Here is a 24967-nt window from a genome sequence, read left to right as displayed (position 1 = left end):
TCAATCCGCGTCTCCTAGTCGCCTTCGGGCAGGCGCTGCAGGATGATCCCGCGGCGCAGGTCGGACCAGATCAGTACACCCGTCCCGGGCAGCGGGGTGACGCGATGCCAGTTCTCGTAGCGGTCAAACGGGCGGTCGGCAAAGTCCACCTGCTGCCAGTTGTACATCAGCCGCCAGGGTTTGCCGCGGGGCGGATCGCCGATGTACATCTGCCGGGCATTGTTCTGCAGCAGGATGTAGTCCCCGGTCTTCGGGTGATAGGTCAGCCGGCTGCCGCCGGCAACATAGGCCTGTCCGGAGGCCCCGTGCCGCTGGAATCGGCCCTCGCGGTCGATGGTGGCCGTGGCCTCGGCGCCGCGGCGGTGGTTGCCGCCGTACTGGGTCATGCCCCCATAGATCAGCACCTCGCGATGCACCGGGTTGTAGAGCATGGTTCCGCCATACCCGGAGGACTGGGTGCGGCCCTCGGGGCCTCGATAATCCGGGTGATTCCGGGGATAGGTCCACGCCCGATCGCCATGCCCCCAGACACGGACCTGCCCCATCGTGTGGGCCTCGATGCCGTCACCCGGTATAAGGTCGTAGCTGGCGGAGCCCAGCGTATAGAGGACGAATTTCTCGATATCGGGATGCCACACGGTCGAGTGATCGCCGACTGCATGCGCATTGCCCTGGCCGGCACCCAGGCCGACCTCCTCCCAGGCCGTCGGGTCGGTGTACGGGGCGCGCACCAGGCGGCCAATGTCGGAGCGTCGCGGCTCGCTCGGCGAGAAGTACAGGTAGCCATCACCGCCATCCATCAGGCGGTTGTACGGGCGCCGTTCGCCCCCGTCATAATCGAGCCCCGGAGGGGCCACGACGCCGGCCCAGGTCAAATCCGGCTCCAGCCAGGTTACCGAACGAACGGAATTGTCCCGCATCAGGATATTGAACAGCCGCCCGGTCTCCGGATCGAAGATGTGGCGGTCGGTCCAGCCCACCCCGAAGGTGCCGCGCTTGTCCGGGTCATGCCACTGGGTGTTGTTCATGCGCGCCATGTCCGGGACTCCGTCCGGCAGCTGGGTCTCCACGCGGCGGAACTCGCCCGGTTCCAGGGTCTCGGCGATGTCGTACAGCTTTGAACGTCGCTCCGGCGCGGGCTGCGATGCCGAAACCTGCAGGAACGCCGCGTGTGATTCGGCCCGTGGTGGCGGGACGGCGGCCGCCCGCTCCTGACCGAACGCCGATTGATGCCGGTGCAGCAGCGGGCCGGCCTGGTTGAGCCAGAGGATCACCCCGAAGTCGTCGATCGGCACCGGCACGATCCCGCCATAGCGATCAAACGGCCAGCGCTGGCCGCTCCAGTCGGCCGCCTTGCGCCATTCGTCCCGATCCGGATCGAGCTCCCACAACTCCCGCGTCCGCCCGGCCCGCAGCACCAAGTAGTTCCCCGTTTGCGGGTCGTAGGTCAGGCTTCCGTTCATGATGCCGAACACGAACGGCGCATCGCCAAGATCGCGCACTGCGCCATTCGCATCGAGCAGGGAGACCTTGTTGCGCGACTTGTTGCCGCCGATGAACAGCATCTCGTCGCGCACGCGGTTGTACTGGGCCGAAGAGTGATAGCCATCGACCGCGACCTTGCCGTGTTCAGTCCAGCGACCATCGCGGAGGCCGTAAACCTGGTTCTCGCGGATGTAGATCAGCTGGTCCAGTGCGTCGTGCCACTCGATCGGATCGGTGTGCTCCCACCCCCCGCCGGGCCCGGGCAGACTGCGAGTCGCGAGTTCCCAGCGATCCTCCGCAATGGAATAGCGATGCAGAGTGCGCTGCGAGCGGCCGGCACTGATCTTGTAGTAATGGCCCCGCTCGGGGTCGAGCGCCACACCACCATAGACATGCGCAAAGGGGGGCGGGCCCTCGGCAGACAGATACCGCCACTCATGTTGATCTTCTTGGTAAGTAATGAATACCGGGCGCGATCCGCGGTCGCCATACATGAAGACCTGGCGCCGCTCGGCATCCCAGTGGGCACTGTCGTTCCAGGTATCCGGATCGCTCGACCTGGCACGCAGGAAGTCGTAGTAGCGCTGGAACCCCTCGGGATAACCGGCATCAAGGGGGGCCAGTTCCCCCGGCTGCAGGCTCGCCGCCATCCGCCCCAACGCGCTGTCACTGGCCGCTGCCTGGCTGGTCGTAAGCGCCAGCGCGAGGATGGCCGGCAACCAGACGGTGCTTCGACGCGCGAGCCGGCGCATCAGGCAGCCTTTCCTGCTGGGTGGGCAGCCGCCTGGCAGCGGTGAGGGTCGACCCCCAGCTCCTGAACCGCCTGGAGGAGCGGCATCACCTTGACGAAGGTCGGCGTGAGCGGGCGGATATGGCCCGTGCGCAGAGCCTCGAGGGTGTACCCGACGACCCGCTCCGGGCGCGTAAAGGCATTGAACAACGGCCGCGCCAGATGCGAAACCCTGCGGCTGAGACGCGCCCACTCGACCCGTGGCGGTGACCCCGTGGCCTTCTGGCTGTACGGGATATGCGCGGCGTGGGGATAACGGCTCCGGATCACCTCATCGTGGAACGCGCGCGTCGCGAACGACTGCCACGGCAGGCTCAACAGGAACTCCAGCACGTCCGGGTCTGGATAGGGCAGGCAGACGGCCTGCTGCTGTCCGGCCATGGCGATCGGCAACAGGGCTATCTCGCGGCGGATCCGGTTCCAAAACAGGAACGACTTAACCGGGTCGGGCGCGCCGGCGTGCATGGCCAACTCGCGGATGATCGCATCATGAGCGACCTGCAGGCGCCAGCGGTCCTGAAACGGCCGCTTCAGAAACGATGTGTAACTGCCCGCCATCAGCACACGATTCGCCGCCCCTTCGAGATCACCGGCATCCAGGCACTCGGCCGTTCGCGGGTCGAAATAGTTGCCGTTGCTCAAGGCGTCACCGGCCAGGCCATCGAATACCGGGCCGTCCAGATGCGGCATCAACGCGAGGTACCAGCTGTTCTCGTCGGTGGAGTAGTGGTTCAGGCGGTTTTTCTGTCGCTCCGCGGCGATACAATCCTGGGGATTGTCGATCACCTGACATTCGATCCCCAGGTGCTGGGACAGCGCACACGCCACGCCACTCTCGTCCCCTCTCTTCGCCCGCAGGACCAAGGTTCGGGGTGGTGGGGTGTCCTGTTGCGCCAGCTCCAGACAGATATGGCGCGAGTCGCGGCCCCCGGACAGTGGCAGGCGCCCCACACCGCCAGCAGCACGCCGCTCGATCGCCCGCGCAAAGAGTTCCGCGAACCGTGTCCGCGCCTCGTGCGGGTCTCCGGGGAAAGCGGCTATCAGGGGGATGGCGGGGCGCTCGCCGGAGAGCACACCCTCACGCCACAGCAGGGTCTCCCCGGGCATCAGAACCTTCACACCCGCCAGCGGAGTCTGGTCACCCACGAGATAACCCAGCGCCATGAAGACCGCGATGGCCTCGTCGTCAAAGGCTGGGGCCGACAAGCGCGCCGCGGCCTCCCGCAGGGAGTCGGCCACGATCAGGCGACGGCCCTCACGGGCATAGAACAGCGGGATGAATCCGAGCCGATCGGCCGAGACCGACAGACTCGTCCCATCGAACGACCAACCGGCGGCGAGGGTCGGGCCATCGGCGACCCAATCGAACGCCAGGCGATGGGACGCCTGCCCCAGGCACTGGCGACCACTGACCTCTACGAACGCCATCGCTTCTCCCGCCAGGGCCACTGCTGGTCCTGAATGCGGTCTCTCTGGTTCACAAGCTTGTTGCGACATAGAGGCGCATGTGACGAGTTAACAGCGAACTGGAACCCTTGCAGGCGCTCATCGCCAACATTGGCCAAGCGCTCGTGCATCGGAACGCGCGTGTTCCGATGCCCTCGAAACAGCACCTCACCAGACAGAAAGCGGGCGACCCCGTACAACCGCAGCGCCCTCCGGGCGATGACGGGGGCCGACGGACCATAGTGGTCGGCGGCCGCCTGAAACTGCCCCCACACATCGGGACGGAAGCAGTGCCCAACGATATAATTGGAACGATAGAGTGCGGATACCAGTAACCCCAACACTTTACCCACGATATCCTCCCCAACTAAAAACAAACGCGCGACCGCACCCGGCCTCTTCGTTGCAAGAACGCTCTGTTTGCCCCGCCTGATTGAGTTATCTCATTGCCCCTGAACAAACCTGATCCGGACATTTCAGCCTAGCAGCTTGAAACGGCGCCGAAAGGGCTTTCGCGTACCAAAAAAACCGTACCGACAATCGCAACGTGGCGATATATGCTAGGGAGACACTGATTAATGATCGCTTCCTGTCGAAATATGAAAGCACAGCCAGAACCGGCCTCCAGGATCGATTTATCAAAACCGCATCGTCAAACTGCACTCGCGTCATGGCGTGCGTCGAAAGCCAGGGCGGCCATATCCAGCGATTGCCTGGGTCGCGAAGGGCGTAATAGGGGAAGCGTGTGGCCACCGTCAATGTTTATAGTCCGCGCAGCCTTTTAAAGGAGGCCCTGCACCTGGGGCTGGGCGATTACCAGTACTGGAAGGTCTTTTATATCGATCTCCCGCAGCCCGCGGCCGAACTGTCCGAGGGCATCCGGGTCGAGCCGATCACCCCCGAGGACCTGGACGGCGTGGTGGATGAAGGGATGCTCCAGCGTCGGGAATTCGGCGGCGAAGGGGCCCAGGGGTTCGGCCTTTTTCGCGACGATGAGCTCGTGGCAGTGCAATGGTACTGGTGGGGGGCGCGTTACGAGGCCGAACGCCAGGGGCGCAGTTGGAGACTGCCCGAGGGGGCGGCGAAATCGACCGGGCTGTACACCCTGCCCCAGCATCGCGGGCAGGGGTATGCGGCCCTGCTGAAAAGGCAGACGGCCTACCTGATGTCGCAACGGGGCTTCACCCGCCTGTACAGCCGGATCTGGCACAGCCACAAGAGTTCGATCCGGGTGAGCGAAAAAACCGGCTGGCGGGTCGCCGTTTCCTACATCGAGATCTGCCCGTTCCGCCGACGCATCCAGCTTCGCCTGCCGGTATGACCGAGACCCCCATGCCGCAGCGCGTCGTGGTGCTCTCCGACGGTTCGCCACTCGCCCTGAAGGTGCTGTACTGCCTGCAGCGACTGGGCACCGAGATCCACCTGCTGGAACTCAAGTCCCCGGGGGCCGCACGCCACTCCCGATATCGCGATCACTATCAGCGCATGCCCCTGCCGGACACCCAGCCGGAAACCCTGGAAACCTTTGGCGGCCGCCTGCGCGACTACTGCACACGGCACCGTATCGACGGGATTGTCGGGGCCGACATCCTGGGAGCCGGCGTAGTCCACGCGCTCGCACCGCGCCTGCCGGGCGTGACGGCCTTTCCCTCCAGCAGCCTGGAGGTGCTGGGCATGCTGGACGACAAATGGGCCTTTCAGCGTTTCATGGAGACCCACGGAATCCCGTGTCCAAAGGCACTGCGCCTGGAAGGCCCCGGAGACGCGGAACGCCTGCAGGATGCCGGGATGACGTTCCCGCTCGTGGTCAAGCCGCTGTACGGCGAGTCCAGCCATGGAATCCTTCAGGCAAAGCGGCTCGAGGATATCGAGACGCACCTGGAGAAAGGTGGCCGGCATGCCCGGTTCCCGCTGGTGGTACAGGAATATGCGCCCGGATTCGACGCGGACCTGAGCCTGCTGGCCCGGGATGGGGAGGTCGTCTGCCACCTCCTGCAATCGCGCCGGAATCCCTGTTCGCTGGAATTCTTCGCCGACGAGCGGCTGCTGGAGATCGGTCGCCGGATCGTCCGGGCGGCGCACTATACCGGCGTGGCGAATATCGACCTGCGCGTGGACGAATCGACCGGGGACGTTCGCGTACTCGAGTGCAATCCGCGCTTCTGGTACACCTTGCAGGCCTCGCTGTGGGCAGGGAGCAATTTCGTCGAGGCGGGTTTCGCGATCGCCACGGGTGGCTCGGCTGTACGGCCCTCCCCCGTAGCCGGCGCCTACCACCTGCACAGCCACCTGATTAAACACCTGCTCTGGAAACCCCGCCATTGGAGAGGGATCGCCCCGTACAACCTGCGCGGCCTGTGGCAGGCGATGAGCGACCCTCGACCTTTCCTAATGCGTTGACGCCGTGTGCTGAACATGCCTGAGTCGAACCAAGACCATATTCGCGCCCTCGTCATCGGGGTCGGTGGCAGGATCGGACTCGCCATTGTCAGGGAACTTGGCGAGGCAGGAATCCATGTGATCGCAGCATCACGTGGCCGCGACGCATTGGGGTTTTCTTCACGCTATGTCGCCAAGAAATATCTGATTCCTCCGGGCGTGGACGATCTGGTGCCTTTTGTATCCGAGGTGATTCGTTCCGATGCGGTGACCCATGTGTTTGCAGTGTGGGAGGCCGACATCATTCGCCTCAACGACCACAGGCACGAGTTCCAAGGCGTGGAGATGATGTTCCCGGATCACAGCCAACTTTCGAAAGTTCTGGACAAACGATTACTTAACCAGGAGGCATCGAAGTTCGGACTACGGGTCCCGCCTATGTACGATCCGCACGAAGTACTGTCCCATCCAAACAGGTTCGAGTCCGGGCAGTTCCCCATTATCGTGAAGGCAAACGACGTGAACGAAGACCCGCTCAGACTGCAAAGATCAGGAATCCAGATACAGAAGTGTGAGTATTACTACGACATTGATGCCTTGCGCGCCCGGATAGAGCGCATGCTGAATGCGGGTGTTGTACCGATGGTTCAGGCCTATTGCCCGGGCGAGGGCGTGGGCCACACCGTGTTGATGCATGATGGGGAAGCCGTCGTGCGGTGTGCGCACAAAAGGCTACATGAGTGGCCTCCTAGCGGGGGAATATCGGCGTTATGTGAGTCGCTAGACCCCGATGAGGAAGGGGAGGCTTTTGAGAAGACGGTTGGCTTCCTTAAGTCGTTGGATTGGGAAGGCGTTGCGATGCTGGAGTACCGAAGGAATCCTCATGATGGGGAGTTGTATCTGATCGAAGTAAACGGACGTTTCTGGGGCAGTTTGCCATTGGCCTATCACTCCGGCGTCCGATTCGTATCGGACAGCGTCCAGTGCAAGCAGCGCGGAACGGTCACTCGGAAGAAATGCATCCCAGGAATAAGGTGCTTGTCGTTCGTCCACGAGGCGAAATACCTATGGGAAATTCTGAGAAAAACCAGGAGCAACGCAGGCCCAGCACCGGAGAGCGGAAGTCCACTTTGGCAGGCTGTAGGTTTTCTGACTTATCCACTTCGACCTGGAAACCATTACTTCGTCTTCAACATTATGGATCCAATACCATTCATTAATGACACCAGAAATGCCTTGCGGGACGCCCTGAAATTAAAGAAATAATTAACATGGTAAAGACTTAGCGGCCCGACAAGTCTGGAGAATTCTGACTGGGCCCATCGCACGCTGCTCGGACGGTCAATGGAGATGGTTTTGTGAACACAGATAAAACACGGATATTGGGTAGCGGATTCACCCGCCGAGAATACTCCTTGTACGGGTTTGAGAACCTTGGCAATCCCCAGCTTGCCATGCGCTACCTGTCGTTTGAGGAGAATCACCGCCGTTACCATCCCTGCATCAATATTGGCTACGAGAAGCACCTCCTTGACGACAAGTGGATGACGCATCAGGTCCTTTCCGCGCTGGCGGTACCCGTACCGCGCACCTTGGGGCTCTACCATCCGGTTGTAGGCCTAACTGCCAGCGGTGACCCATTAAGGAATCCGGAGGACCTGTGTGCGTTGCTGCGCGCTAGCGATGTAGCAGAACTGATCTTCAAGCCGCGCGGCGGATCGCGCGGGGACAGCATTACTAAAGCGACGATCCAGAGGAGGGCGGATGGCACGGATGATGTTCAATATGATGGTCGAACCGTACCGGTTACGGAGTTTCCCGCCTGTCTCGCCGAAGATGTGTTCGATGTCCATACGAACCGCTATCCCGGCTGGATTATTCAAGAGGTCTTGCGGCAACACCCGTTTCTGGCGGCACTCAACCCCAGCAGCGTCAATACCTTCCGGATCGTGACCTTTATGGATACCGAAGGTAACGTCCACATACACCATTCCATTCTACGGGTCGGTTGCGGCGACAACGCGACCGATAACTGGGACAAAGGTGGTCTGTCGATCCGAGTTGACCCCAGCACGGGGCAGCTTGGCAAGGGTGTTCGGAAGGCCGAATTCGGGGGCGAATGGAGCGCTTCCCATCCAGAAACGGGAGCTCCGTTCGAAGGCCTTCAGATTCCGGAATGGAATGCCATCCAGGAATTATGTGAACACGCGGCACGGATATTCTCCGGGGCACGTTCGATTGGCTGGGATATCGCTCTGACTGTCGACGGACCGGTCATTGTGGAGGCTAATGCCGACTGGGGCCTCCCTTCCGTCCAGGTTCACGGAGATGGATATCTCTCCGACGCAATCCGCGACCAACTGAGGGCCTATGGGGCCGCCTTCCCCACGAGGTTGAGACCACTGCCGCTGGCAGTGCTACACCTGGTACGCAGACGATGGGGGCGTTCCCGAGGGCCACGCCTCCTTTCGTCTCTGCGCCGCAGCATCTCGCGTGGGAGCGGGAGAGCTTGAACGGATTTAGTCGCGTCGTCGCGAGCATAGGCAAGGCACTATCGAGTACCTACCCACGCGCTCACTGCCCACGTTCAGCGAGAGTGTCACCGTTTCAGTTGGAAGAACCGGAACCGCTTGCGGCCCCCACAAAGGGCGTGCAAGTCGGTGCTTGTTACCACCCCATCGGACATTGATGTGGGCCTTGCGGAAATGACTTCCAACATCATTTCTTGATCACCCCCCGTTCGTGACCCGCGGGGCGGGCCGTCCCGCCGCGGCGCAGGAAACGCTTCAGCGATTGCTTGAGGCCGAGCCGGGACAGAGCCGCGGAGACGGCGTCCGAACCCAGCGTGGTAGCGGCATGGGCAAGACCCAGGGCAAGCGGGCGCGGGCGACGCCGCAGGTAATAGACATCCGCACAGAGCTGGTGGTCCGAACCAAACAGGGCCTTGTGCGGACTGTCGCCCGGGGCGAAATCGAAATAGCGAAACCGGCCCTCCTGGAACAGGGATTCCAGCACCAGCCATTGCAGTACCGTGCCCGGCGACAGGGCGGCCACCTTCGGGTGGTAGCCCAGGTAGGCGTAGACCAGGGCCGAGTCGCGGGCCGGGCAATACAGATAGGCCACCGGCTCGTCATTCAGGAACAGGAGGTAGGCCCGCACCTGGTCGGCGGCGGCCAGCCGCGCGCTGCGCTCGGCGAACGCGTCATCATCCGGGAGGCCGGCGTTCAGCAGGCGCTCCTGGTAGGTCAACCGCGAGACCTCGCGCGCCAGGCTGCGAAAGGTCTCGAGCTCCTCCGGTGTGCGATAGGTACGCCAGTCGATCGTGCCCCCGGAGGCATCGGCGAACTTGCGTACCTTGCGCCGCATCGTCTGGCGGGACTTGGAGGAGAACTTCGCCTGATAACCCTCCCAGCCCATGTCGAGATCGATGTAGTGGCGCATGTACTGGCTGGGGACGTAGCGCAGATAGCCCGCCACCCACGACAGCCGTGGCAAGGGCGCCTCGACGGGCTGCGAGCGGGCCAGGTGGCCATCGGCGACCGCATCCCCGGCGTACGGGGCCTGGGCCGCCGGGCGCTGCAGGAAATGGCGGCTGTCGACCGACATTCGCAGCGAAACATCGCCCAGCGTGATCTCGCCGATGCGCAGGGCGAGACGGACCCGCTCGACCGGATAGCGGGCCACCGAATGTCCGGCCATTGGATGGTCGGCCCTCATCCCCAGAACACCCGCTGACTGGTCCAGTTCTCCAAAGCACGCAGTGCCGCCTGGGCTGCGGGGACGGTGAGCATGGGGGTCGCCTCGCGAGGCGCGGGCGTGGCCAGCACGTCGGCCATGCAGGCCGGGGTGAATCCGGGTTCCGACCGCAGAAACCGGCACAGTCGCTCCAGGCGGCGGCGGGTCAACGGATTGATGCCGGGGGTCGGCTGATCGTCCCGATAGCGCACGAACTCGAACGGGTGCGTCAGCACGACCACATCGCTGAGCCCCTGGCGCCGGGCCTGAAACAGCAGCCTGCGCATCTCCGGCCAGGAGGTGCCGGTAATGGTGAGCGACTTCAGATGGGTCCGCGGCCCCCACTGGAAATCGGTGTAGGTGGTCACCGGGAACTCGAGTACCCCGTCGATCACATGGCAGCCGCCCCGCAACTGCAGCTCCGGCTCGGCCGGCGGATAGATCGCGAGCCCGATATTGGAGGCCCGGGGGAGCCCGGCCTGCCGCATGGCAGCGTAGACCTTCAGGTCGACCTTGAGCCCGCCGGTACGCAGCACGCTGGGGGCATCCAGCCCCCAGCGGCGGAACGTCGCCCTTCCCTGTTCGATCAGGTCGGCCAGTTCCTCGACGCTGCGCCGGGTGACATTGTCGTTCGGCGGGTCGCTTTGCAGCCGCTGAACCCAGTCCGGGTGTCCGAAGTACGTCCAGCAGGGGTGCAGGTGGAGCTGGATATCGTGCCCGCGGCCGGCGATCGCGTGGGCGATCTCGCCCATCGGCTCGTCGCCGAAATAAATCGTGTTCAGCGTCTCGACAAAGAAGGTGGCACGAATCGCATACCGGTCGAGGGTGTCCAGCAGATAACCAAGACCCTCCGAGCGCCCGTTACGATGGCAGTAGACCGACGGCGGCCCGACCGGTTGGTGGGTTTGCGGCTCGCGAAAGGCCCCGGCGATGCTGAACTCGGTATCAACGGTCAAATGGACGCGGGTCGTCATCGTGTTCGCACCTTCAGTGGGCTGAAGCCAGATTGCGCGCAAGCCGCAGGCCAAAGCGCAGAGGTGTTCGATCCCAGGGGGTAAAACGCGGGAGTTGCAGCGGATCCGTGTCGCGGCCGGCGGCACCGGCCATGGTTGATACGGCGGCGTCGAACCCACTGGCACGCACCATCTCGACATGCTCCGGCGCATAGTCCTTGCCGGGACGACCGTTGGGATAGGCAAACAGGCGCACGGGACGTCCCACCAGGGCCTCGAGTTCGGCCTTGCCCTCCGCAATTTCCTGCTGCGCGGTCTCCGCATCGGTCTCCGCCAGAATCGGGTGCAGGACCGTGTGCCCGCCGATCCCCATGCCGGCATCGGCCAGCTCGCGAACCTGGTCATCGGTCATCATCAGGTCGCCGGGGGGCATGATGTGGAAGCGCGCGCCCAACGCCTCGGCGCGACGGCTGCGTTCGGCCAGCGGCCGATATTTGAGGGCCCCGATCAGGGCGTGGATCGTGGCGCGGCGCTGCGCCATGGACTCCAGTGGACGCGTGCCCAGTCCCTCCGGGGCCAGGTCCACTGCCATGGAGGGAATCCGGCGAACCGTTTCGATCAGCATGTCGTTGAACATGCAGCCGCCATTCAGATAGCCGGTGGCGACAAAGAACGTTGCCGGCACCCCCTCCTCGCGCAGGATCGGCAACGCGATCTCCGCGTTGTCGGCATAACCATCGTCGAAGGTGACCGCTACGGCCCGGGCGGGGAGCCGGCCTTCCTGCAGGCGCTCGATGGCCTCGTCCAGCGGCAGCGGGTTCATCTCCCTTGCCAGCAGGCGCATCTGCCAGCGAAAGGTCTCGGCCACCGGGTCTTCCGGTCGCAGCGGGTCGGGGTCCGCCAGCACGCGGTGATAGGCGAGGATCGTCAGGCGTGCGCGCCGGCCTTGCGGCGACAGCATGGACAGCGGTACTCGCAGCATGCGCACGATCTCCTGAACCCGCTCGGGGCGTCGGTCGGGGGAGCGCGAACGTACCGGTCAGGATTTTCTTGCGTGATTCAGCCAGTCAGCCACGACGGCCACGATGCGTTCTGCGGCATTGCCGTCCCAGTACTCCGGGATGCGCCCCTGTTTGCCCCCATGGTCCATGACCTCGCGGAAAGACTCCATCAGTCGTTGCGGATCATTGCCTACTAAAATATTGGTACCTTCATCGATCGTGATCGGCCGTTCCGTGTTCTCGCGCAGGGTGATGCAGGGCACCCCGAGGGCGGTGGTCTCCTCCTGCATACCGCCGGAGTCGGTGAGCACGACACGGGCATCCTTCATCAGTCCCAGCATCTCCAGATAGCCGGCCGGCGGCAGCACGGCGATCGGTGCCTCGCGCAGCGCAGACTCCAGCCCGAAACCTTGCAGACGGGCCTGGGTGCGGGGGTGCAGCGGGAATACCAGCGGGAGCTCCCGGGCGATGGTCACCAGGCTGTCGACCAGACGCTCCATCACCGGTGCATGATCGACGTTGGAGGGGCGGTGCAGGGTCAGCACGCCGTAGGCCCCGCTGTCGGAAAACGTATCGGCCTCCATCCCGGCCGCCCGCAGGGTCTCCTGCCACGGTACGGCACGGTCCAGGTTGTACAGCTGGGTATCGATCATCACGTTGCCGACAAAGTGCACCCGATCGGGGGCGATACCCTCGCGCGCCAGGTTGTCGCGGGCGTGGCGTTCGGTGATGAACAGCAGATCCGAGATCTGGTCGGTGAGCACCCGGTTCACCTCCTCCGGCATGCTGCGATCGAAGCTGCGCAACCCCGCCTCCACGTGGATGACCCCGACCCCCTTCTTGGCCGCCACCAGGGCACAGGCAATCGTGGAGTTCACATCGCCCACCACGAGAATGGCGCGAGGCTGCACACGGTCCAGCACGCCCTCGAAACGCATCATCACCTCGGCCGTTTGCACGGCATGCGAGCAGGAACCCACCTCGAGGTTGATATCGGGATACGGGATTTGCAGATCGGTAAAGAAGCGCTCGTTCATCGCCGGGTCGTAATGCTGCCCCGTGTGCACAAGCTGCGCCGGTATCTCGGCTTGCTGCAGGGCCCGCATCACCGGGCCGATCTTCATGAAGTTGGGGCGCGCGCCCACCACGCACAGGATGTCGCATTGCGAATCTGTAGACATATAGAGATCCCGTCGACCCCCCGACACGCCGGTTTGGCTGGGGCATTAGCGCCCAATGTAGTTCGAATTGAGGGAAATGGGCATAGGACGAAAGGACGAAATTTGTGCAGATTTTTCATCATTGTCCCGCCATCCATGTTGTGCCTAAGCTCGCAATACCGTGGCTGCCCAGGCGCAAAAGGCACTGACCTGGTGAGACGCCCTGCCACTCAACTCGCTGCACGGAAGAGCCCTCACTCATGCATGCACTCCCCTCATCGGAAGAGATTCGCCTCGGGGTTATCGGACTGGGTTATGTCGGGCTGCCGCTGGCGGTCGAGTTCGGCCGGGTTTGGCCGACCTTGGGATTCGACATCCAGCCCGGCCGCATCCAGGACCTGAAGAACGGCATCGACCGCACCCGCGAGGTCGAGCCGGAAGATCTCGCTGCCGCGACGCAGCTGGACTACACCACGGAGCTCGGGGCGCTGTGCGCGTGCAATGTGTTCGTGGTGACCGTGCCGACGCCGATCGATGCCCACCGCCGACCGGACCTGCGCCCCCTGCTCGGGGCCACCCATACCGTGGGCCAGGTGCTCAAGCGCGGTGACGTGGTGATCTACGAGTCGACGGTCTATCCGGGGGCGACGGAGGAAGACTGCGTCCCGATCCTGGAACGGGAATCCGGGCTGACCCACAACGAGGATTTCTTCACCGGCTACAGCCCCGAGCGGATCAACCCCGGGGACAAGGCGCATCGGGTCACCTCCATCAAGAAGGTCACCTCGGGCTCGCTACCGGAGGTGGCGGACTTCGTCGACGCCCTGTATGCGCGCGTCATCACCGCCGGTACGCACAAGGCCGAGAGCATCCGTGTCGCCGAGGCCGCCAAGGTGATCGAGAACACCCAGCGCGACGTGAACATCGCCCTGATCAACGAGCTGGCGCTGCTGTTCGAGCGCCTGGGCCTCGATACGGAAGCGGTCCTGCAGGCCGCCGGGACCAAATGGAACTTCCTGCCGTTCCGGCCCGGCCTGGTGGGCGGGCACTGCATCGGGGTGGACCCGTACTACCTGACGCACAAGGCCCAGGCCGTCGGACACCACCCGGAGATGATCCTGGCCGGGCGCCGCGTGAATGACGCGATGGGGGCGCACATCGCGGACGCGACCATCCGGGCGCTGGTGCGCAAGGGGATCAATCCGGTGGGGGCGCGCATCCTGCTGATGGGCCTGACCTTCAAGGAAAACTGCCCGGACCTGCGCAATACGCGCGTGATGGACATCTACCATACGCTGAGCGGGTACAACACGGAGGTCGTCGTGTTTGATCCCTGGGTCGACCCGGAGGAGGCCGAGCACGAATACGGCATCACCCCGATCACCGCGCCTCCCGAGGCGGACTCGTTTGACGCCATCATCGTGGCGGTGCCCCACCAGGCGTTCCTGGACATGGGAGTGGAGGCGATCCGTGCACTCGCGCACCCGCAAGCGGTCCTGTTCGATGTGAAATCGGTCTTCCCTCGCGAGGCCAGCGACCTGCGCCTGTGACCGCGCGGGCCGCTACCGGGCTGCCGGCCCGACGCCTTCGCGCCGCCCCGGATTGGCCTCGTAGCCGCCCGCGTAGGCCCCGAATCGGGGCTGACTGCGATCGCGGTCGTTGTAGTCGCGACCCAGACCGGGAGGTAGAGGACTTTGGAACTCGGGCAAACCTTCGTACCCCGGCATCCCTTCCAGCGGGAACAGATCGAGCTCCGCAAGCGGCCCGCGCGGGCGCACCAGGTAGGCCGAAGCCCGTTCGAAGCCGGCCTCGTGGTTGATTTCCGTTTGCGCCGTGCGCGCGGCATCAATCGCGGGGTCGGCGAAGACCGCATTCCCGGCAATGACCTGTTCATAGCGCCGATCGCCGGGAACCAGTCGTATCCCGAACTCTCGTGCGACCACGGTGTTGTGGACGATCAGGACATCCTTCGGGATGTGGTTGTGCGGCTGCACGATCAGGGCACTGCCGGCATCGTTGAAAAACAGGTTGTTGTACAGGGCCAGACGGCCTTCGCCCTGAAAGAGGCGCTGGTGGGGGTTCTGGTAGAAGAGGTTGCCGTAGATCCAGTACCAGTCGTGCTGCCCGGGTCCTTCGGGCGGGAAGTGCCCTACCAGCAGGTTGGGCCGCGCGCGATGGCCGCTGCTCGCGCGCTCCGCCTTGCTGAACACATTGTGACGGATGATGGTGGCATGGGGTTCGGTCGGCATCCCCGCACGCGGGGCTCGCGGACGCTGGTGCTTGATCTGCATGTTGTAGCCCAGGGTACGGCCAATGAAGTTGTGCTCGATCAGGCCCGCGACAAACGGCCCCGTACCATCCGGCCGACCGAGATACATGCCGGTGCCGACATCGCGAATGTCGTTGTGGCGGATGGTCCAGTTCCAGGCGGCGGCACGGGTGGTGATGCCGCTGTTGCCCTGCGAACGGTCGTAGCCGCGTATGGTCAGGTGCTCCAGCGTGATGTCGTGGGCGTATTCACTGTCGTGCTCGACCACGACCCCGGCAATGTTGTGCCCGCCCCCCTCCAGGGTCAGGTGCCGGATCACCAGGTGCGCGGCATTGATCAGGCGAATGGTATTGCTGCCCGAACGACCGCGGAGGATGGCCGGGTCTCCAGAATCCGGGCCGGTGATCACGATTGGCCGCTCGGCCGTCCCGCTAACGCCTCGCAGCACCAGCGGCTCCGGGTATTCGCCCGGGGCGAGCTGAAGATGATCGCCAGGGCGCAGCTGGCGCACGGCACGGCGCAATCCCTCCGGGTCGGTCTGCAGCACGCGGGTCGCGGCTGCGGGGGCCTCGGACGCCCCGCCCGGTCGTGGCATGTCGGCGCCCGCCGTCATCATGGCCAGCAGCATCACGCCCGCCAGCACCCATGCCCGGGACACAAGCGAGTGGAACATTGACCGCCCTGCCGTCATCACCGCACTCCCTGCCCGGGGCCTGCGAAACCAGCCCGCGCTCTGGCGATTGGAGGGGCCATACTCCGGTGTATGCCCCCTTGTCAGGTTAGACCATGTGCGAGCGCGGCAACCCATGACACGCAGACGCGAACCACTGGCCCTGTGGACCTGTGTCATCGGGGCGTGGCTGTCCCTGGGATTTGCCCTCTACCTGACGTTGCTGCCGTTCGAGTTCGGCGGGATGGGTCTGGAGGAGGCGTGGTCACTCTACCGCGACATGAGCCTGCAGGGACCCGGCGCCAGCGGGCGCGCCCAGTTCATGGCCAATGCCATGATGTTCATGCCGCTGGGCTTTTTCTGGATGGCCTGGCTCACCTATGGCCGCAGTCACCTTGTATGGCACCTGGGTGCCCTCGCGCTGGTCGCCCTTCTGGGGCTGGCGGCCACGGCAACGGTGGAGTTCCTGCAGATCTGGCTGCCCTATCGCTATCCGGCCGGGGCGGACATCGCGGGCAATTTCCTCGGTGCGGTGGTCGGGGCCCTGATGTGGTGGGGACTGCGCCGGCCGCTGCTGCGCTGGCGAGGCCAGCTCGCAGGCCCAAACCGTGTCACCGTGCCTGCCGTCCTGATCGCCTATGCGATCCTGTACGTCGCGATCGGCCTGGCCCCATTCGACCTGGTCCTGTCCACCGCCGAGTGGAGTCAGCGCCTCGACTCCGACACCTGGGGCCTGTGGGTCGCAGCCGGGGCCTGTACGTCCGGTCTTCGCTGTATCTCCGAGCTGGGCCTGACACTGGTAGCCAGTGTGCCCGTCGGGATCCTGCTCGCGTACGGACTCGGACGGCGCCCGTCCGCGAACGGGGCCGTGCTGATGACCCTGGCCGCGCTCCTGGCCATCCTGCTGGAGGCCCTGAATCTTGCCACGCTCTCGGGGATCGCGGAGGGCCGATCGGCCGTGCTGCGGGGCGCCGGATTTGTCACAGGCATGCTCCTGTACGCATACCTCTCGCCGCCGCAGTTGATGCAGACCCTGCGGCGTGCCGCGATCCCGCTCCTGGTCGTTGCGACGCCACTCTACGGGGTCGCGCTGCTCGCCCTGAACCACGACCTGGGCCCCTACCAGTGGGACCGGGCGGCCATCTCGGCGCAATGGGCCCAGCTCAATCTCTGGCCGTTCTATTACCACTACTTCGTCGGCGAGACCGTGGCCCTGCGTAGTGCGGCACTGCATGTGGCCATGTACCTGCCGCTGGGCGCGCTGATATGGCTGGCGCAGATCCGGCGCCCGCTGCATCCGCGCCAGTTGCAGTGGCTGGCCGCCCTCGGCGGGCTGCTCGCGGCTCTGCTGATGGAAGGTGGCAAGCTGCTGGTCGTGGGGCTGCGGCCGGACCCGGCCAGCCTGGTCCTGGCCACATTGGCCGCCTGGGGCATGGCGACCGCGCTGCACTTCCTGACGCGCCTTGCTACCGAAGCCAGTACCACGAGCCACACCCGGGCCCGGCCACCCGGTTCGGCGCCAGTCACGGCCGAGCGGTCTACAGTCATCAGCGAACCATCCAGGCGGGAACACGAGCGTGACGAACTCCAGTTTTGAGCAGCGCTGGCGCCAGCGCTTTACCCAGCGCGGCAGCCAGTGCGACGACGACGCTGCAATCGCGGGCTGGACGCCCACCGGGCTGGCCAGCCGGGTGCGGCAGTTCCAGTCGCTCTGGCAGCACGCCCGTCCCGAAGGGACGCGATGGCTCGATATCGGCTGCGGTGCCGGCACCTATACCCGGCTGCTGCAGGCCGAAGGGCGCAGCCCGATCGGGCTGGACTACTCCGCCCCGTCGTTGCACAAGGCGCGACAGCGCAGCCCCGCGTCGATCGACTGGCTGGCGGCGGATGTCCACCACCTGCCGTTCGCCGATGGCGAGTTCGATGGCGTGCTCTGTTTCGGGGTAATGCAGGCGCTGGCCGACTCACGCCCAGCACTCGCGGAGATGCATCGCGTGCTGCGCCCCGGCGGCGAGATCTGGGTGGATGCGCTGAACGCCAGGACCTGGCCCACCGTGCTGCAGGAACGCCGACGGGTCCGGGCCGGAAAGGCACCCCATTTGCGCTACGAGGCCACCGACTCGCTGCAGGCAGCCGCGCGGGCCGCCGGCCTGCAGCCTCTGGCGTGTTACTGGCTGCCCCTGGTTCCGGGCCGGCTGCACGGGCTCCAGGGCCCGGCCGAGAGCCGCTGGGCGAGGGCCCTTTGGCAGGCATCGCCGTGGATCGCGGAGCGGTTGTGTCACTCGTTCATCCTGCGTGCACGCAAAGGGCAAATGTAAAAGGGGGTGACACTCCTTCATGCCACCGGGCGTGCCGGCATTGGCGAACGACCACAAGTGTCAGCGCCTTTTACAAATCACTTCTCAGAAAAGCCCACGCCGGACCCTTGGTATGAGAAAAAGCCTTCCAAACAGCCGATTACATCGTTGTTGATTTGGGGTATAGATATTGCTCTGTGTTTTGGTTGTCGCGGCGAATACGTGCGGCAATAAAAAATATCGCGACGGAATGCGAGGACCCGGGTAACCCGGACTAGTATCAAACCAGGAGTCTGGATTGTCCGCGTCTCCCTGGACGCGATACCGATCCAACCAACGCCCGGTCCCGAAAATTCTGGAGGGACACGATGGAACAAAACGACAACCAGGACTCAAGCCGGCGCCAGGAGGGGCTGGGTACACACGGCCACAATCGGCGGCGTCTGAGCCGGGCGATGCTCGGGGCCACCCCTCTGCTGATGACCCTGCATGCCTCGCCATTGAAGGCGGCCGGTGCGAACTGCATGCCCTCGGGCTGGGCGTCCGGCAATGTGTCGCGCCACGATGGTCCCCAGGACTGCGGCGGCCACTCCCCCGACTACTGGAGCGGGGGCTATGACCCGACGCATGCCAGTCTTTCGCGCAATGTAAGTGCCCAGGGCCGTGGTGGCGGCCAGCTGTTCAACAGCGCCTCCTTCCACAGCCATCCGGAATGGCGGCTGGCGGTGGAGTCCGGCGTGCTGTTCGATTCGAACTACGGCTTCCCGGGCGTGAGCCGGGGCTTCCAGGAAGAGGAGGGGGACCTCACCATGATCGGGGCCGTCTCCGCTTCGGTGTTCGTGCTGGATGTGCAGGGGGCAGCCGAACGCGAAGTGATCCGCTACGGGACCGCCGCACTGTTGAATGCCAAGTACACCAACGGGTACCCGCTCTCCGAACGCCTGGTCCGGGACATCGTCACCGACACCCTGGAGCACGGCTACTACGAGACCGATGGCGGCGACCGCCTGTACCCCGAGCAGGTGTATCGGTTCCTGGAGAACACCATGGGCCTCCCGAGCTGGGGGTCCGCCTGAGCCATTCATTCCGTAATGGCCGCCGTGATGGCCGGGACCCAGGGGGAACGATATGTCGCGCCGCAGGTGGCAACGGACTGACGGGCTGCAACAGCGCACCCTGGGGCGGGAGTGCGTCGTTTTTCACCCCGGGGCCGGCACCACCCACCTGCTGACACCCGCCGCCGCCGCGCTGATGGACGGCCTGGCCGAGGGCGTGGCAATGGACGAGGCCACACTGGCCCGGCACCTGGGCCTGTCGGCAGACGACGCTGCAGCCGAACTGGGGCGCTGGCTGTCCAGCCTGCAAACGGCCGATCTGATCCAGGAACACCCCTGATGCGGATCGCGGATCTGGGACAGGCCCGGCTCCAGCGCAGCCTCGCGGGCCGTGGCCTTTATTTGCGCACTGGCCCCTTCACCAGCCGCATCCAGAGCCCGATCGCCAGCGTGGCCCGGGGTATCGAGTCGCTGTACCGGGACTTCGAAGTAGCCGACCACTCGAGTTTCTACGACTTCCACTGCGAGCTGCGCGCACCGCGTTCCCACCGCCGCTTCTATCGGCCCCAGGTCCTGTTTCTCGCCGACCGTCGCAGCGTCTTCAAGCCCCTGGCCTACCACCAGGCCTATCCGATGCTCGAATGGGGACTGAACTGGTGCATCGCCAACCAGGTGCCGCATCGACTGGTGCTGCACGCGGCCGCCCTGGAACGCGACGGGAAGGCCCTGATCCTGCCCGCGCCGCCGGGCTCCGGGAAAAGCACCCTCTGCGCAGCCCTGGCCCATCACGGATGGCGCCTGCTGACGGACGAGTCCGTACTGGTGGACCTCGCCTCCAGCGAGGTCTCCGGACCCGCGCGGCCGGTCAGCCTGAAAAACGACTCGATCCGCGTGATCCGCGACGCCTGCCCCTCGGCCGTCCTCAGCACGCCGATCGCGGACACGCTGAAGGGCGCCGTGGCGCACATGCGCCCGCCGACGGATGCCGTGCGGCGCAGTCACGAGACCGCCCGGCCCGGGTGGATCGTATTCCCGCGCTATCAGCCAGGCGCCTCTACCCAGATGAAACCACGCCCGGCGGGTTCCGGGTTCATGCAGCTGATCGCCAATGCCTTCAATTACGCGGCCCTCGGGGCACGGGGCTTTCACAGCGCCGGACGACTGGTCGAACAGTCCGCCTGCTTCGACTTTTCCTACAGCCGTCTGGACGAGGCCATAGAGCAGTTCGACAGGCTGGCCGATGGACGCTGACACCGCACTGCGTCTGGCCCTGGCACGGCCGGAGAGCATGGCCGAGCGCACGACGGCCGAATGGGCCCCGCTACTGGCGGCCGCACGCGAGAGCGCCCTGCTGGGTACGCTCTGGCACCTCGCGGACGACGCGGGCTTGGCGGACGGCCTGCCGGAACCGGTAGCCAGCCACCTCTGGGGCGCCGCCCTGATCGCCGAGCATCGGTCGCAGGCCCTGGTCTGGGAACTGCACCACCTGGAAAACGGGCTGCTCTCGAGGATAAGTCCGGCTGTCGCGCTGAAAGGGGCGGCCTATCTGGCCGCCGGGCTGCCGAATGCACGTGGGCGGCTGGCCAACGACATCGACCTGCTCTTTCCCCGCAGCGAGGTCGAACGCGCCGAGAAGCTCCTGTTCTTCGAGGGCTGGTCGGGCACGCATCACAATGTCTACGACCAGCGCTACTACCGCGAGTGGATGCACGAACTGCCTCCACTGGTGCACCAGCACCGGGGCACCACGCTGGACCTGCACCACAACATCCTGCCGGAGACCTTCCGCGGCCATCCCGATCCCGCCCGCCTGCGGCAGCAAAGCGAGGCGCTCCCGGAACCCTTCCGCTTCCGGATCCTGTGTCCGGCGCACCTGGTACTCCACGCAATCGTGCACCTGTTCTCGGAGACGGAATGGGACCGGGGCCTGCGCGACCTCTACGACATCCATGTGCTGCTCGGCCACTTCAGCGCCCGTGACGGCGACGCCTTCTGGGAGCATTTCGTTGCGGAGGCCGAGGCCCTGAACATTGCCTGGATGGCGGAACGCGCGCTGTGGACCACGAACCGACTACTGCTGACCGAGATCCCGGCCGAACCCGTGAAACGACTGGCCCGGGCGCGCGCGGGCATTGCCCTGCGGGGCCTTGGCCGCTGGGCGTTCGCGCACGGGCTGCATACACGCGCCGGCTCGATGACCCCCCGCCGCGATGCGGTCGCGCGGGGCATGCTGTTTCTGCGTGGGCACTGGCTCAAGATGCCGGCCGGCCTGCTGGCGCGACACCTGTTTCACAAGGCCTTCCTGGCCGAGAAACCGGAGACGGCCACAGCCCAGCCGCAGCCGGAACAGCACGGTTAGGGGTCACTGAATCAATCGCCCGCCCGCGAGCGGTACTGTTCCAGCAGGGGACGAATGCGGTCCGAGGGGATGGCGTAGGTGATCCCGCTCGGATTGCGCACGGCCGCTTCCCGCCCGCCCTGGACATAGACCTGGTTGATTACTCCGATCACCTCGCCGGTGTCCTTGCGGTACAGGGGACTGCCGCTGTTGCCCGGGTAGGCCGTGGCATCCAGCTGGAAGACCATCGGCGGGGCATTGCGCAGGGCACGTATGCGGCTGTCATCCAGCTCCGCGGCACGGCGCGCCGGGATCGCCATCGGGGTCATCGCCGAGATGCCCGCGCGATGCGTGGCCGGGTACAGCCCCAGGATCATGCCGATGGGGTAGCCGGTGAACGCGACCTCTTCTCCGACCCGCACCCGACTGGAATTGCCGAGTTGCAGCGCGGGAAGGGAGGGTGCGGCGATGCGCAGCAGGACCAGGTCATCGCTCGCGGCGCGGGCCACGACCTCGGCATGATGGATCGTGTTGTCCCGACCCTGGCCACTGACCACCACCAGCCTTTCGCGGTTGCCCTGGTCCAGACTCCCGGGCAGGACATGATCGTTGGTGACCACCAGACGGCCATCGTCGATCACAAAGCCGGTCCCGAGGTACTGGGCGCGCGGGCTGCGGGTGGGCTGATAGGTCGCGATACTCACCACCGAGGCCTTCACCCGCTCGGCCGTATCGGGCAGCGGATCGGCGAGCGCGGGGCCCGGCCCAACTACCAGGGCGAGCAGCGCAAGCGGTATCGCCATCCACAACGGGGCCCGCGGGCGCCGGTAACGAACGGGCCATCGAAGGCCCCCAAGAAGGTGTCCCCATCCCCACATGCCGCGCCCTCCAGCCCTGTTGCCAACCCTCTAGAGAATAGCGCGCAGAGCACGGCCCGACGGGCCTTCCGGGCATGCAATAACTCAGCCGTGCGGCGGCAAGAAGGAGGGCCAGACTCAGCCCCGACTAGGCGGTCAGTCGAAGACGACGGTCTTGTTGCCGTGGGTGAGGACGCGGCCCTCGAGGTGATAACGCAGGCCGCGCGCGAGGACCCAGCGTTCGACGTCGCGTCCCTTGCGGATCAGATCCTGCACGCCGTCGTCGTGGCGGATGCGGGTGACGTCCTGCTCGATGATGGGGCCGGCGTCCAGCTCGTCGGTCACATAGTGGCAGGTCGCGCCGATCAGCTTGACCCCGCGGGCGAAGGCCTGGTGATAGGGGCGGGCGCCGACGAACGAGGGCAGGAAGCTGTGGTGGATGTTGAGGATGCGCTCGGGGTATTCCGCGCACAGTCCCGGCGGGAGGATCTGCATATAGCGGGCGAGCACGATGGTCTCCGGTGCCAGGGCCGCCAGGCGTTCCTGGAGCGTAGCGAAGGCGGCCTCGCGATCGACCTTCGGCACCGGGATGTGCTCGAACGGGATGCCGTGGCAGGTGGCCAGCGGCTCCAGGTCGCGGTGGTTGGAGAGGATCGCGGGGATCTCCATCGCCAGCTCACCCGCGCTCCAGCGCGCGAGCAGGTCACTCAGGCAATGCGGCTCGCGCGAGGCCAGCAGCACGACCCGTGGGCGCGTGTCGGCGTTGTTCAGCCACCAGTCCATGCGCAGCTCGGGTGCCAGGGAGGCCAGCCGCTGCTCGAGCAGGGCCTCGCCTTCGGCCGGCAGCGAGAATACCCAGCGCATGAAGAACCAGCCCGCCTCGTCGTCGGTGTGCTGCGCAGCCTCGGTGATCCAGCCATCGGTATCGGCAATGGCCGCCGCGATGCGCGAGACGATCCCGTGCTGGTCAGGACAGCGAATGCTGAGGCGAAAGCGGGGGCGTTCCATCATGCGTGTCTCGGGATCACGAAGGGTAGCGGGGTGCAGCGCCGAGCATAGCCGATCCGGCACTGGGACCCCATGCGGAAATCGCCACGGCGCGGCACGCCCCGCGATAACGGTCCCGGGTCAGGCGGATTCGCGGCGCAGGGCGGAGGGAATGGAGAAGGTGATGGTCTCCTCGCGACCGGACAGCTCGGAGACCGCCTCGACCCCCTGGGCACGCAGAAAGTCCAGCACCTCGTTGACCAGGACCTCGGGGGCGGAGGCGCCGGCGGTCACGCCGATACGCTGCTTGCCCTGAAGCCAGTCGGTGTCGATGTCCGACGCGCCGTCGACCAGATGGGACTCGATGCCGAGGCGGGCGCCGATTTCGGCCAGGCGATTGGAGTTCGAGCTGTTCTTCGAGCCGACGACCAGCAGCAGGTCGCACTGTTTCGCCAGATCCTTCACGGCGTCCTGGCGATTCTGGGTTGCGTAGCAGATGTCCATCTTGCGCGGCCCCTCGATCTTCGGGAAGCGCGCGGTCAGGGCATCGATGATCTCGGCGGTGTCGTCCATCGACAACGTAGTCTGGCTGACGAAGGCCAGGCGATCGGGGTTGGCGACCTCGAGGCTGGCGACATCCTTGACGGTCTCGACCAGCATCATGCGCCCGCCCTGGGTGTCATCGAACTGGCCGAGCGTCCCCTCGACCTCGGGGTGACCGGCGTGGCCGATCAGCACCACTTCTCGACCCTCGCGGGCATAGCGCGCCACCTCGAGGTGGACCTTGGTTACCAGCGGGCAGGTCGCGTCGAACACCGTCAGGCCGCGGTTTTCCGCCTCCTGCTGCACGCGCTTGGGCACGCCGTGGGCGGAGAAAATCACCACCTGGCCGTCAGGGACCTCATCCAGCTCCTCGACGAACTTCACGCCGGCCCCTTCCAGGCGCCCGACCACATGGCGGTTGTGCACCACCTCGTGACGGACATAGAGCGGGGCGCCGTAGATCTCCAGCGCGCGTTCGACGATCTCGATGGCGCGCTCGACCCCGGCGCAGAAACCGCGCGGATTGGCGAGCTGGACCTGCATACTCATAGTGGCTCCCGCGAACTATTGAGGTTCGCTAACCGATACCACATCCACCTCGAAGGTGAACGACTGCCCGGCCAGGGGGTGATTGAAGTCCACGGTGACACTCTCGTCGCCGACCTCTTCGATGCGGCCCGGGACCGCATCCCCCGACGGGCTGGTGAATTCGTAAATGTAGTCTTTCTGCAGCGGCATGTCCGCCGGAAACTGTGAACGGGGCATCGTCTGCACCGCCGCATTGTCCCGCAACGGGAACATGGCCCCGGCCTCGATCGCAAATTCCCGGTGATCGCCAGGCTCCAGACCCACCAGCAGGTCCTCCAGCCCCGGCAGGATCTCGCCCGCCCCGACCTCGAGGCGGATGGTCTCTTCGTCGGTGGCATCCACGACAAAGCCGCTGTCCAGGATCAGGCGGTAGTGCATCTCCACCGTCGCGCCCTTGGTTACCGTTGTCATGCC

At 65.2% G+C, this 24967-nt stretch carries 22 protein-coding genes and 1 pseudogene; 11 read left to right on the top strand and 12 right to left on the bottom strand.

Annotated features, from left to right (window positions below; genetic code table 11):
* Nucleotides 1–14: 14 nt before the first annotated feature.
* From G015_RS0102555 to G015_RS14465, 3 genes and pseudogenes are all read right to left on the bottom strand, one after another.
* Complete coding sequence (locus tag G015_RS0102555; protein WP_020146113.1) at nt 15–2237, bottom strand: hypothetical protein; 2223 nt, start codon at nt 2235–2237, stop codon at nt 15–17.
* Nucleotides 2237–3703 carry a hypothetical protein gene (locus tag G015_RS0102550; RefSeq protein ID WP_020146112.1) on the bottom strand — a complete coding sequence of 489 codons (1467 nt, stop codon included), beginning with the start codon at nt 3701–3703 and terminating at the stop codon, nt 2237–2239. Before G015_RS0102550 ends, G015_RS0102555 begins: the two co-directional genes overlap by 1 nt.
* Nucleotides 3704–3753: 50 nt before the next feature.
* Nucleotides 3754–3996, bottom strand: a pseudogene (locus G015_RS14465) (hypothetical protein); the annotation flags it as partial.
* Between the two features lie 470 nt (nt 3997–4466).
* On the opposite strand from G015_RS14465, the gene G015_RS0102540 reads away from it, so the two are divergent.
* The 4 genes from G015_RS0102540 (at nt 4467) to G015_RS0102525 (ending at nt 8613) form a co-directional block, all read left to right on the top strand.
* Nucleotides 4467–5042 carry a GNAT family N-acetyltransferase gene (locus tag G015_RS0102540; RefSeq protein WP_020146110.1) on the top strand — a complete coding sequence of 192 codons (576 nt, stop codon included), beginning with the start codon at nt 4467–4469 and terminating at the stop codon, nt 5040–5042.
* Nucleotides 5043–5053: 11 nt separating this feature from the next.
* Nucleotides 5054–6121 (top strand): ATP-grasp domain-containing protein, encoded by a 1068-nt coding sequence (locus tag G015_RS0102535; protein WP_020146109.1) that lies wholly within the window; start codon nt 5054–5056, stop codon nt 6119–6121.
* 15 nt (nt 6122–6136) lie between these two features.
* Nucleotides 6137–7366, top strand: coding sequence for a hypothetical protein (locus tag G015_RS0102530; protein ID WP_232196814.1), 1230 nt, complete (start codon nt 6137–6139; stop codon nt 7364–7366).
* A 92-nt stretch (nt 7367–7458) separates the two neighbouring features.
* Nucleotides 7459–8613: a sugar-transfer associated ATP-grasp domain-containing protein gene (locus G015_RS0102525; RefSeq protein WP_028490877.1), complete on the top strand. Its 1155-nt coding sequence runs from the start codon at nt 7459–7461 to the stop codon at nt 8611–8613.
* Between the two features lie 205 nt (nt 8614–8818).
* Here G015_RS0102525 and G015_RS0102520 read toward each other — a convergent pair whose 3' ends face one another.
* The 4 genes from G015_RS0102520 to wecB are packed head-to-tail and all read right to left on the bottom strand — an operon-like array spanning nt 8819 to nt 12970.
* Nucleotides 8819–9817 carry a GNAT family N-acetyltransferase gene (locus G015_RS0102520; protein WP_028490876.1) on the bottom strand — a complete coding sequence of 333 codons (999 nt, stop codon included), beginning with the start codon at nt 9815–9817 and terminating at the stop codon, nt 8819–8821.
* Nucleotides 9814–10809: a polysaccharide deacetylase family protein gene (locus tag G015_RS0102515; RefSeq protein ID WP_018994412.1), complete on the bottom strand. Its 996-nt coding sequence runs from the start codon at nt 10807–10809 to the stop codon at nt 9814–9816. Before G015_RS0102515 ends, G015_RS0102520 begins: the two co-directional genes overlap by 4 nt.
* Nucleotides 10810–10822: 13 nt before the next feature.
* On the bottom strand, nt 10823–11770 hold the full coding sequence (locus G015_RS0102510) for a polysaccharide deacetylase family protein (protein ID WP_018139532.1): 948 nt from the start codon (nt 11768–11770) through the stop codon (nt 10823–10825).
* Between the two features lie 57 nt (nt 11771–11827).
* Nucleotides 11828–12970, bottom strand: coding sequence for a non-hydrolyzing UDP-N-acetylglucosamine 2-epimerase (gene wecB / locus G015_RS0102505; RefSeq protein ID WP_018139533.1), 1143 nt, complete (start codon nt 12968–12970; stop codon nt 11828–11830).
* Nucleotides 12971–13209: 239 nt separating this feature from the next.
* On the opposite strand from wecB, the gene tviB reads away from it, so the two are divergent.
* Entirely contained in the window at nt 13210–14499 is a 1290-nt protein-coding gene (gene tviB / locus G015_RS0102500) for a Vi polysaccharide biosynthesis UDP-N-acetylglucosamine C-6 dehydrogenase TviB (protein ID WP_020146105.1), read from the top strand.
* A 12-nt stretch (nt 14500–14511) separates the two neighbouring features.
* Here tviB and G015_RS0102495 read toward each other — a convergent pair whose 3' ends face one another.
* On the bottom strand, nt 14512–15891 hold the full coding sequence (locus G015_RS0102495; RefSeq protein WP_019592324.1) for a hypothetical protein: 1380 nt from the start codon (nt 15889–15891) through the stop codon (nt 14512–14514).
* A gap of 133 nt (nt 15892–16024) precedes the next feature.
* Here G015_RS0102495 and G015_RS0102490 point away from each other — a divergent pair, with 133 nt between their 5' ends.
* The 6 genes from G015_RS0102490 (at nt 16025) to G015_RS0102465 (ending at nt 21599) form a co-directional block, all read left to right on the top strand.
* A complete protein-coding gene (locus tag G015_RS0102490; protein ID WP_020146104.1) occupies nt 16025–17485 on the top strand; it encodes a VanZ family protein in 1461 nt (486 codons plus the stop codon).
* On the top strand, nt 17466–18206 hold the full coding sequence (locus tag G015_RS0102485) for a class I SAM-dependent methyltransferase (protein WP_020146103.1): 741 nt from the start codon (nt 17466–17468) through the stop codon (nt 18204–18206). Before G015_RS0102490 ends, G015_RS0102485 begins: the two co-directional genes overlap by 20 nt.
* A 347-nt stretch (nt 18207–18553) precedes the next feature.
* Entirely contained in the window at nt 18554–19261 is a 708-nt protein-coding gene (locus tag G015_RS0102480) for a hypothetical protein (protein ID WP_020146102.1), read from the top strand.
* 52 nt (nt 19262–19313) lie between these two features.
* Complete coding sequence (locus G015_RS0102475; RefSeq protein ID WP_020146101.1) at nt 19314–19580, top strand: HPr-rel-A system PqqD family peptide chaperone; 267 nt, start codon at nt 19314–19316, stop codon at nt 19578–19580.
* A complete protein-coding gene (locus G015_RS0102470) occupies nt 19580–20491 on the top strand; it encodes an HprK-related kinase A (RefSeq protein WP_020146100.1) in 912 nt (303 codons plus the stop codon). Before G015_RS0102475 ends, G015_RS0102470 begins: the two co-directional genes overlap by 1 nt.
* The gene (locus tag G015_RS0102465; RefSeq protein ID WP_020146099.1) at nt 20481–21599 is read left to right on the top strand and encodes a nucleotidyltransferase family protein; all 1119 of its coding nucleotides are present in this window, start codon (nt 20481–20483) and stop codon (nt 21597–21599) included. The genes G015_RS0102470 and G015_RS0102465 overlap by 11 nt, the downstream gene beginning before the upstream one ends.
* A gap of 11 nt (nt 21600–21610) precedes the next feature.
* Here the strand turns inward: G015_RS0102465 and G015_RS0102460 are convergent, their stop codons facing one another.
* From G015_RS0102460 to G015_RS0102445, 4 genes are all read right to left on the bottom strand, one after another.
* Nucleotides 21611–22381: a S1C family serine protease gene (locus G015_RS0102460; protein ID WP_018139542.1), complete on the bottom strand. Its 771-nt coding sequence runs from the start codon at nt 22379–22381 to the stop codon at nt 21611–21613.
* Between the two features lie 210 nt (nt 22382–22591).
* Nucleotides 22592–23446 (bottom strand): formyltetrahydrofolate deformylase, encoded by an 855-nt coding sequence (gene purU / locus G015_RS0102455; protein ID WP_020146098.1) that lies wholly within the window; start codon nt 23444–23446, stop codon nt 22592–22594.
* A gap of 117 nt (nt 23447–23563) precedes the next feature.
* Nucleotides 23564–24514, bottom strand: coding sequence for a 4-hydroxy-3-methylbut-2-enyl diphosphate reductase (ispH, locus tag G015_RS0102450; RefSeq protein ID WP_028490875.1), 951 nt, complete (start codon nt 24512–24514; stop codon nt 23564–23566).
* A gap of 15 nt (nt 24515–24529) precedes the next feature.
* The gene (locus G015_RS0102445; RefSeq protein WP_020146096.1) at nt 24530–24964 is read right to left on the bottom strand and encodes a peptidylprolyl isomerase; all 435 of its coding nucleotides are present in this window, start codon (nt 24962–24964) and stop codon (nt 24530–24532) included.
* Nucleotides 24965–24967 lie beyond the last annotated feature (3 nt).

This window comes from Thioalkalivibrio sp. ALJ15 (genome assembly GCF_000383695.1).
GTDB lineage: Bacteria > Pseudomonadota > Gammaproteobacteria > Ectothiorhodospirales > Ectothiorhodospiraceae > Thioalkalivibrio.
The sequence above is the reverse complement of the archived record's forward strand: the minus strand, read 5'-3'. Positions and strand labels throughout refer to the sequence as shown.